Origin of the sequence: Microcystis aeruginosa LEGE 91341 (assembly GCF_015206885.1) — a bacterium.
Classification (GTDB): domain Bacteria; phylum Cyanobacteriota; class Cyanobacteriia; order Cyanobacteriales; family Microcystaceae; genus Microcystis; species Microcystis aeruginosa_H.
The window spans coordinates 1-9914 of record NZ_JADEXY010000151.1; the positions used below are offsets into that span (position 1 = coordinate 1).

Below are 9914 nucleotides of genomic sequence, written 5' to 3' on the forward strand. Positions count from 1 at the left end.
CCACACCCCACACCCCACTTCCCACTTCATAATTCATAATTCATAATTTATAATTCATAATTCCCCTTAACTCCTAGTTTCTACTTTTTACGAGAAATTATGACTATATCCCAACCCGATCTAGAACCCACTTGGATGACGATTATTCGCCTCTTGCGCTGGGATAAACCCGCCGGTAGGTTAATTTTGATGGTTCCCGCTTTATGGGCGGTATTTTTGGCGGCAGACGGGGTGCCACCGCTACCCTTGATCGGGGTGATCGTTTTGGGAACTTTGGCCACTAGCGCCGCCGGCTGTGTGGTTAACGATCTTTGGGATCGGGATATCGATCCACAAGTCGATCGCACTCGTAACCGTCCTTTAGCGGCCAGAGCTTTATCGATCAAGGTTGGTTTGATTATCGCTCTGATTGCTTTCTTTTGCGCCGCGATTTTAGCTTTATATCTGAATTTCCTGAGTTTTTGCCTATGTTTAGCCGCCGTTCCCTTGATTATCTGCTATCCTCTCGCCAAGCGTTTTTTTCCTGTACCCCAATTGGTTCTTTCTCTCGCTTGGGGTTTTGCGGTTTTAATCTGTTGGAGTGCCGTCACTGGGTCGTTAGATAGTAATACATTTATATTATGGGGAGCGGTGATTTTTTGGACATTAGCATTTGATACAATTTATGCTTTGTCCGATCGAGAGGATGATCTCAAGGTTGGTATTAACTCCAGTGCCATATTTTTCGGCAAATACGCTCCGGAAGCCGTGGGGGTCTTTTTTGCCCTAACAGTGGGTTTATTGGCTTGGGAGGGGCAAAAAATGCAGTTATCAGCCTCTTTTTGGCTAGGGTTGGGTCTAGCAGCGATCACATGGTTGCGTCAATACCTGCTGTTACGTCAATCGGATTTACCTAAACCAGTTTATGGTCAAATGTTCGGTCAAAATGTTTGGGTCGGTTTTATTTTATTAGCGGCTATGATTGGGGGGAGTTATTTTTAAATAAGTAAATCGAGTAATTTTTGACTCTTTCGGTCTTCCCAAGCGTTTTTTAAGCTCAATCGCTATAAAATCAAGTTAGTAAATTACCGAACCTTAACCAATGTCTAACTCGAAATCCGATAACGTTTGGAATCACAAACCCCGTTGGTGTCAACCTTGGTCGATTTTGTTGACAGGAATTACCCTAATTGCCGGCTGTTGGTTTTTAACTCAGCGTCTCTGGTTAACCCTACTCCTATCTATTCCTATACTCCTCTGGTGGTTTGTCTTCCTAATTCTTTATCCGCGGACGCTGCAGCAACAGTTAAACACAGAAAGAATCGGGGAAAGCATTGATTAAAACAGGAAAGACAGGACAGGGATTTTTATCCTGTAATTGACTACTTTCATCTCCGCGAAAAGTGTTCCAACGAAAAGGAGCTTTTTTTTCACTCGACATCCATAAAAGTCTTTTTGCTCGCGTCATCGCTACATACAAAAGTCGGTATTCTTCAGCTTTTTTAAGTTGTCCAGCTTCTAACCAAGCGCTTAAAGGTGGGGGAATAATTGGTATGCTGTCGGGGTTTAAATACCGTTGATGAACCGCTGCTCGAATTTGCGCTCGTGCCACTTCTGCAAGGCTAAAATCTCCCAAAAATTTCGCCCCATTGGGAACCCAAGGTTTGCCTGGGATAATATCTTCGTGAAGAAAGGGAATAAAAACATAATCCCAGTCTAAACCCTTGGCTTTGTGCATAGTAATAATCGTCAGTTGTCCGGGACGAGTATAACAATCATCGTTATCTTCTTCCACTCCTTCAAAGCGCTCAGAGGCGATAATTTCATTAAGAGTATTAATTGTATTTTTTAGGGAACTATTACCAGTAGTTTCCTGATAAATACGGGCGGTTAATTTTTGCAAAGTGGCTAATTCTGACCCCGAATATTGGAGAGTCATAGCGAAAAAAGATAGGAGTTGATAATGGGGTAATTCTAATCTAGCTTTTAGTAAACTGCAACAATAACGACGGGCGATTTTTTCGTTAGATTTCAGTTCAGGATCGAGGGGAGTGGGATAAAGAAATTGTTCGGGATAGGTAACTAAAGGATTTAAGTCTTGGGCAGTAATTAAACCCCTCAATTGTAACACTTCTAAAGCCGCTTTGAGATAATCGGGAGAGTGGGGACGTTCGACAAAAGCCAATAGTTTCAGCATTTCGGCGGGAATTTGAGAAAAGCGATCGATCTCGTTAGCTTCAAAAATTCTGATTTGATAACTTTTATAAAAATGGGCGAATTTTTGAGCAAAAAAGTGTCCTTGTCGATTTTCTCTAACGAGGATAGCCGCATTATGTTGAGGATTTTCTTGGAGTAACTTAACTAGACGTTTTTCAATTAATTCTACTGTTTGATAAATGTCATCGGGTTGATAAATTTCTAATCCTTTTCCCTCCTTAACTGGATTAGGTTGGGGATCTTCAGCACCGACGGGAATAATCGCTTGAACCCGAAAAGGAGCCTCGGTAACTTTATGATTATCTTTTCCCTGTTTCCAATCTCGATCGACCCATTGTAACACTAAATTAGCAGCTTCAATAATTTTAGTATTGCTGCGACCTGCTTGGTTCATAGTCGATAAATTGCCTTCGTTTTGACAACTTTCACAAAACCAATTAAAGTAAACAGGATCGGCAGGAGTAAAGGTAGAATTAATCGCTTGATTGGGATCGCCGACGCGAATTAAATTAGGTATTTCCTCATCATTATTTTTTGCTAAAATAGTAATTAGTTTTTCTTGGAGAGGACTAGAATCCTGTGCCTCATCTTCAAAGACTCCAAAGACAGATTTTTGCCATTGTCGGCGAATTTTTTCTTCCTCTAATACTCGCAAGGCTCCTAAAATCATGTCATCATAATCTATATAGTTTTTCTGACGCATCAGGATTTCATACTGTTGGTACAAACCACTAGCCATAGCGAGAATTTGATAATTATCGTCGGTATAGTGGCTTAATTCCCAGACTTGCTGCGGTGATAATCCCGAACTTTTTAGCTCATGAATGGCCGCATAAGCAAGACTAGGTAAAATTTCGGTTCTCAGCACCGATTGACGGCGTAATCTTTCAGTTTCTTCCCCATCAAATTCCACTCCTTCTAATAATTTTTGATAACGAATTGGGTCAGCAATTAGCCATTTTTCCACCGAGTTTCTAATAATTCTGTGGCTAGGAGTCGGAATAACTAAGGTAGAAGATTCGAGGTCTAATGCCGATAATTCTGGGTAACGACGAGCCAATTGTAGGGCCAGTCCATGCAGAGTTTGGACGCTGAAACCTTGAGCAGAAAGCTGTAAATCTTGCAAGCGTTGTTTAATTTTAGCTTTAATACTAGCGGCAGCCGAGCGCGTGTAGGTGACAATAATTAACTGTTTTTTAGCGTGCAGTTGCTCACGAGCAATAACCATAGCGGCAGCTACGGCCAAACTGTGAGATTTTCCCGCCCCCGGCACCGCAGAAATGGCCATTTTTCCCCCTTGCCAATCGGCTAATTCCTGTTGTCCGGCGCGTAGTTGTTGCCGGAGATTTACCAGTAAATTTTCTCGATTAATTACTTTAGTTTCGCTCATTATGCCCCGCCAATTTTATTTTTAGTTTAATTGTATTACTTTAACACTGTCCACTTAAAACTGTAATCTGATAACTGATCACTGATAACTGATATGTAGCCAATTTTGTTGTACTTCTACCTGAATTTTGCCGGTTAAGGAAGAAGTGGCATCGCGATTAACACCAGTAATGAGATTAACCACTGACTCAACTTCGGCAAAATTAGGCGATGAGGGTAAATATTGAGCCAAGAATAAACGAATCACTCGTCTTTGTATCGCTAGAGGTAGAATTTGTAAAGGGGAGCGATCGAGTCTTTTTTGATCTAGATCGATAACCTGACGAAAAATATCCCGGGCAATACTATCTAAATAATCGCTTTCTGCCTCCAAAATTTCAGCAGTTTGGGCGAGATGTTTTTCGATTTGGGGATTTAAATTAGTTTGCAGGTAGGGTAATAATTCCCGACGGATACGATTGCGAGCATAGCGTAAATTTTCATTAGCTTGATCGTACCAGATCGGTAATTCTCGACTTTGACAAAAAGCGAAAGTTTCCCCGCGAGTGACATTCAAGAGGGGACGGACTAAGAAAATATCCGGGGTTAAACTTCTCAACCAAGTTAAGGCAGAAAGTCCATCACTACCCGCCCCGCGCATGAGATTATAAAGAAAAGTTTCCGCTCGATCGCTCCTCGTGTGTGCCGTGAGAAGATAATTAAAACCCTGTTCTTGGGCGATTGTTTGTAAAGCTTGATAACGCCATTGTCGTGCTTTGGCTTCTGTTTCCGCCATGGGGGGTGCGGTGGCAATATAAACCGGTAATTGCCAAATTTCGGCGATTTTCTGCACATGATCCACTAATCCTCGGTCGTAGAACCAACGGTGATCACAATGAGCGATCGCTAGTTGCCAACCCCAACGAGAGCGCAAATCCAGCAATAATTGACCTAAACAGAGGGAATCCTGACCTGCCGACAATGCCACTAACAGAGACGCATTTTTAGGTAGTAATTGTCCCTTTTTCACCGTGGTTTCCAGACGAGTATGGAGAGGTGTCCAAAAATTAGCCAAAATTTTTAGATTTATTTACTTGACAAATGACAGATAACCAGAAAAGGAGAAGGGAATTATGAATTATGAATTATGAATTGGGAAGTATTTTCAGTGAACAGTAATCAGTAAACAGTGATCAGTAAACAGTAAACAGTAAAAAGATAGTAGGAAACTGCTATTTAATACTGCTCACTTAATACATAATGCTCACTTAAAACTCAAATCTGGTAACTGGTAACTGATAACTGATAACTGATAACTGATAACTGATTTAACCTTGCCAATTAACCCAATCTTGGGGTTTTAGGAAGACATCATAGAGTTTTGCTTCTGGGGTGTTTGGTGCAGGTTGATAACAGTATTCCCAACGGACTAAAGGAGGTAAAGACATCAAAATTGATTCGGTACGACCGTTAGTTTGCAACCCAAAAATTGTGCCACGATCATAAACTAAATTAAATTCTACATAACGACCGCGACGATAGAGTTGAAACTGACGTTCTCTGTCACCATATTCCGTCGAGCGCCGTTTCTGAACAATGGGAACGTAAGCGGGTAGAAAAGCTCGGCCACAGTCATTAATGAAACTAAAAATTTCTTCCCAGTTGCGGGGTTGTTGGGGAGATAATTTTTCTGAATAGATAGCGGCATCACTTTCGGCAAAAGGACCACGATAGAGAGGGTCTAAACCGTCTTGGTAATCAAAGAAAATCCCGCCGATACCTCTGGCTTCCTGACGATGATTGAGATAAAAATATTCATCACACCAGCGTTTAAAAACGGGATAATATTCGGGATGATGTTGGTCGCAAACCTGTTTAAAAGTGCGGTGAAAATGACTAGCATCTTCTTCAAAAGCATAGTAGGGAGTTAAATCGGCACCACCGCCAAACCACCAAACTGGACCTGCTTCAAAATAGCGATAATTGAGGTGAACCGTGGGAATATAAGGATTGCGAGGATGCAAAACCATCGAGGTTCCCGTGGCATAAAATTGATGACCGGCAGCCTCGGGCCGTTGTTTGGCAATGCTAGGAGGTAATTCTTTCCCCCAAACTTCCGAAAAATTCACCCCTGCTTGTTCAAAAATTCCCCCTTCCCGCAAAACTCGCGAACGTCCGCCGCCACCTTCGGGCCGTTGCCAACTATCTTCGATAAATTTTGCTTGTCCATCCACTTCTTCTAATCCCCGACAAATTTCATCCTGTAGGGATTTCATAAATTCACTGACGCGGCTACGGCTGTCACTGCCGGGCAAATTGGCAAGGGTGGGGGTTGTGGTGAATGCAGTCATACTCAAGGATCAAAATTGATAACTCAGTGATTATATTACTACTGGGTGATGAAACGGACGCTCTTCGATACTTAACTTAACATTTGGACCGGTTAGGTGATGGGGGTTGGGGGTTGGGGTTTTAGGGTTTTAGTTGAATTCCCCCATTTCCCCATTTCCCTAATCCCTAAATCAATGTTAATTTCTAAGTCTCAACTGGGCATATTAGAGTTAGTCCCGCTCTGGGGACAATAACACAGATACCCAACTTCTACCACCATGTCCTCCCGTCGAATCATCATCGGTGACGTTCACGGTCAATACGATGCTCTTTTGCAGCTAATGGAAGCAATCGCGCCTCAAGAAAAGGAACCGGTTTATTTCTTGGGCGATTTAATTGATCGTGGTCCCAATAGCGCCCAAGTGGTTGAATTTGTCCGTCAACACCGCTATCGTTGTCTATTGGGCAATCATGAACAGATGCTGCTAGAAGTGTTGGGCAGCCAAAGAATGATGGGGGAAGTGTTGCCGGCTTGGCTTTATAGTGGCGGTCATGCTACTCTCGTGAGCTATAACCACAAAATACCGCAAGATCACATCGATTGGCTGAAAACCTTGCCTCTTTACCTCGATTTAGGCGATATTTGGCTGGTTCATGCTGGGGTTTATCCCCATTTACCCCTCGAAGAACAAGATGCCACTCATTTTTGTTGGATCCGCGATCAATTCCACAGTATGCCAGAACCTTTTTTTAGTGATAAATTGATTATCACTGGCCACACGATTACCTTTACTTTTCCGGAGGTAAGTCCGGGGCAATTAGTCGCCGGTGCCGGTTGGTTAGATATCGACACGGGAGCCTATCATCCCCACAGTAATTGGTTAACTGGATTAGATATCACTAATCGTTTGGTTTATCAGGTCAATACCAAAGATAAAACCCTGCGAAAATTCGATTTAGAAGATATAACCACCTCAATTAATCCCGACGAAGTTTATAATAAAAGACTGCAGCCCACCCCTTAAAAATAACTGTTATTAACAAAAATATAATTCTCGGACGGGGAATGATGCCAAATCCCCGCAGATAGCTCAGATATTAATCCCTGGGTTGAATAACGCGAACCAGCAGCTTAGGCTATTGGGATTCTTTGATCGTAGGTTCTCAAGAGCGGTAAATTGAATAAAGAATTGTCCAGCTTTCCTTCACCCATGACTCTCCCCTCGGATTTTCCCCTAGAACCACCGGCTACCAATAAAGATCCCCATCGTGATTATCGCGGACTCGATCGCGATAAACTCACGCCCATGTACCAGCATTATGTGGAGGTAAAAGAAACCTATCCCAATGCCCTTTTACTCTATCGTGTGGGCGATTTTTTCGAGTGTTTCTTTCAGGATGCGGTGATTATCTCCAGAGAATTAGAATTAGTTCTCACCAGCAAGGAAGGGGGTAAGGGTATAGGGAGAGTCGCCATGACCGGGGTTCCCCACCACGCCCTAGAACGCTATAGTCGTTTATTGGTGGAAAAAGGCTATGCGGTGGCGATTTGTGACCAAGTAGAGGATTCAACGGAAGCAGCCGCCGAAAAACGGCTAGTAGAACGCGCTATCACCAAGCTGCTCACCCCCGGAACCCTCACCGATGAGGGAATGTTAAACGCAAAAAAGAATAATTTTCTGGCTGCAGTGGTGATTACCGGAGAAAATTGGGGATTAGCCTATGCAGACATCTCCACCGGAGAATTCTACACCACCCAAGCCAGCGATTTAACGGCTTTAAGCCTAGAATTAACCCGTTTACAGCCCTCAGAAATCCTTTTTCCCATCAATGCCCCAGATTTAAACCGTATTTTGCGCCCCGGGGAAAAATCCGACCATCTCCCCCCCTGTTTACCCGATAGTTTTTGTTATTCTCTCCGTCCTCAAACTATCTTTACTCTCACAGAAGCGAAAAATCGTCTCCTAATCACCTATAAAATGCGTTCCCTAGAGGGGATGGGCTGCGAACATTTACCCCTCGCTATTCGCGCCGCCGGAGGCCTATTAGAATACATTGAAGATACCCAAAAAGCCAATCAAGTCCCCCTACAACCTTTAAAAACCTACTCTGTCTCCGAATTTTTGATTTTAGATGGGCAAACCCGTCGTAACCTTGAAATTACCCAAACGGTGCGCGATGGTAGCTTCTATGGTTCTCTATTATGGGCGATCGATCGCACTTGTACGGCCATGGGTAGTCGCGCTTTACGTCGTTGGTTACTGCAACCTCTCTTAGATTCTCGCGGTATTCGCGCCCGTCAGGATACTATCCAAGAGTTAAAGGATAATCCCTCCTTACGCCAAGATATTCGGCAAAAATTAAGGGAAATCTACGATATAGAACGTTTAAGCGGTCGTGTTGGCGCAGGAACGGCTAATGCCCGCGATTTACTTTCCCTAGCGGCATCCTTAGTCAAATTGGCCGATTTAGCGGCTTTGGTTGCTTCGGGAAATTCGCCCTATTTGAAAGCTTTACAGCAAATTCCCGCCGATTTGGAAAAATTAGGCCAGCAGGTGATAGCGCATCTGGTGGAATCTCCTCCGCTGCACCTCAAGGAAGGGGGGGTGATTCGCGAGGGAATTGATGCCCAATTGGATGCCCTGCGGCGCGACTATCAGGAAGTAATCGATTGGTTTAAGAATCTGGAGACGACAGAGAAAGAAAGAACGGGTATTAGTAACCTTAAGGTTAATTATAACAAAACTTTCGGTTATTATATCAGTTTACCCCGCAGTAAAGCTGATTTCGCCCCAAAAGATTATGTGCGTAAGCAAACTTTAGTCAATGAGGAACGTTATATCACCACCGAGTTAAAGGAGAAAGAAAATATAATTCTGACGGCAGTAGATGAATTAAATAAATTAGAATACGAGATTTTTAGCGATTTACGCCGTCAAGTAGCCGAATTTTCCCCAGAAATCCGAGAAGTGGCCACAAAAGTCGCCGCTTTGGATGTGTTGGCCGGATTGGCAGAAATCGCCGTTTATCAGGGATATTGTCGCCCAGAAATCGCCGATGGTCGTCTTATCGATATTAAAGATGGTCGTCATCCCGTGGTGGAACAATCCCTTGGGGCTGGCTTTTTTGTGCCGAATTCGATTAATTTGGGCAATCAGGAGGGTTTAGAATACCCTGACTTGATTATTCTCACCGGTCCCAATGCTAGTGGCAAAAGTTGTTATCTGCGACAGGTGGGATTAATTCAATTGTTGGCCCAAACCGGCAGTTTTGTCCCGGCAAAGTCGGCCAAAATCTCCATCTGTGATCGCATTTTCACCCGGGTGGGGGCTGTGGATGACCTCGCTACCGGCCAATCCACCTTTATGGTGGAAATGAACGAAACTGCCAATATTCTCAATCACGCCACGGAGAGATCATTAGTATTATTAGACGAAATTGGCCGGGGGACAGCCACTTTTGACGGTTTATCCATAGCTTGGTCTGTGGCGGAGTATTTAGCCACGGTACTGCAATCGCGAACGATTTTCGCAACTCATTACCACGAACTGAATGAATTAGCCTCAATTTTAGAGAATGTGGCTAATTATCAGGTAACAGTCAAAGAATTACCCCATGAAATAGTATTTTTGCACCAAGTACGACCGGGAGGCGCGGATAAATCCTATGGTATCGAAGCGGGGAGATTAGCCGGTTTACCAGCTTCTGTGATCGATCGTGCCATGCAGGTGATGGGTCAAATCGAAAAACATAGTAAAATTGCGATCGGTTTGCGTCAAGGAATTAAGAAAATTAAACCGGTTAAGTCGGATAATTCCCCCTCTCTGCAGCAGTTAGATATTTTTGATGACAGTAAGTAGGTATGTGTTAAAAATTATCAGACACCCCCCTTATCAAGGTAGGATTAAGGGGGGATCGGCAACCCCCTTATTAAGGGTAGATCCCCCCGCCTATCGGCACCCCCCTTATCAAGGGTAGATCCCCCCGCCTATCGGCACCCCCCTTATCAAGGGTAGATC

At 43.6% G+C, this 9914-nt stretch carries 7 protein-coding genes; 4 read left to right on the forward strand and 3 right to left on the reverse strand.

The annotated features are described in order from the left end of the window. Window positions 1–99: 99 nt before the first annotated feature. On the forward strand, window positions 100–981 hold the full coding sequence (locus tag IQ234_RS17930) for a 4-hydroxybenzoate solanesyltransferase (protein ID WP_193958073.1): 882 nt from the start codon (window positions 100–102) through the stop codon (window positions 979–981). Between the two features lie 100 nt (window positions 982–1081). Further along, window positions 1082–1321, forward strand: a complete 240-nt coding sequence (locus IQ234_RS17935) for a DUF6737 family protein (protein WP_002736158.1) — start codon at window positions 1082–1084, stop codon at window positions 1319–1321. Here IQ234_RS17935 and IQ234_RS17940 read toward each other — a convergent pair. The 3 genes from IQ234_RS17940 to hemF form a co-directional block, all read right to left on the reverse strand. After that, a complete protein-coding gene (locus IQ234_RS17940) occupies window positions 1286–3586 on the reverse strand; it encodes an ATP-dependent helicase (RefSeq protein WP_193958074.1) in 2301 nt (766 codons plus the stop codon). The two genes, IQ234_RS17935 and IQ234_RS17940, sit on opposite strands and share 36 nt — an antisense overlap. Before the next feature lie 78 nt (window positions 3587–3664). Further along, window positions 3665–4639, reverse strand: a complete 975-nt coding sequence (gene tilS / locus IQ234_RS17945; protein WP_193958075.1) for a tRNA lysidine(34) synthetase TilS — start codon at window positions 4637–4639, stop codon at window positions 3665–3667. A gap of 253 nt (window positions 4640–4892) precedes the next feature. Then, the gene (hemF, locus tag IQ234_RS17950) at window positions 4893–5915 is read right to left on the reverse strand and encodes an oxygen-dependent coproporphyrinogen oxidase (RefSeq protein WP_193958076.1); all 1023 of its coding nucleotides are present in this window, start codon (window positions 5913–5915) and stop codon (window positions 4893–4895) included. Between the two features lie 258 nt (window positions 5916–6173). Here hemF and IQ234_RS17955 point away from each other — a divergent pair, with 258 nt between their 5' ends. Together IQ234_RS17955 and mutS are read left to right on the forward strand one after the other, a co-directional pair. Beyond that, window positions 6174–6920 (forward strand): metallophosphoesterase family protein, encoded by a 747-nt coding sequence (locus tag IQ234_RS17955; protein WP_193958077.1) that lies wholly within the window; start codon window positions 6174–6176, stop codon window positions 6918–6920. A 186-nt stretch (window positions 6921–7106) separates the two neighbouring features. Next, window positions 7107–9755, forward strand: coding sequence for a DNA mismatch repair protein MutS (gene mutS, locus IQ234_RS17960; RefSeq protein WP_193958078.1), 2649 nt, complete (start codon window positions 7107–7109; stop codon window positions 9753–9755). Window positions 9756–9914 lie beyond the last annotated feature (159 nt).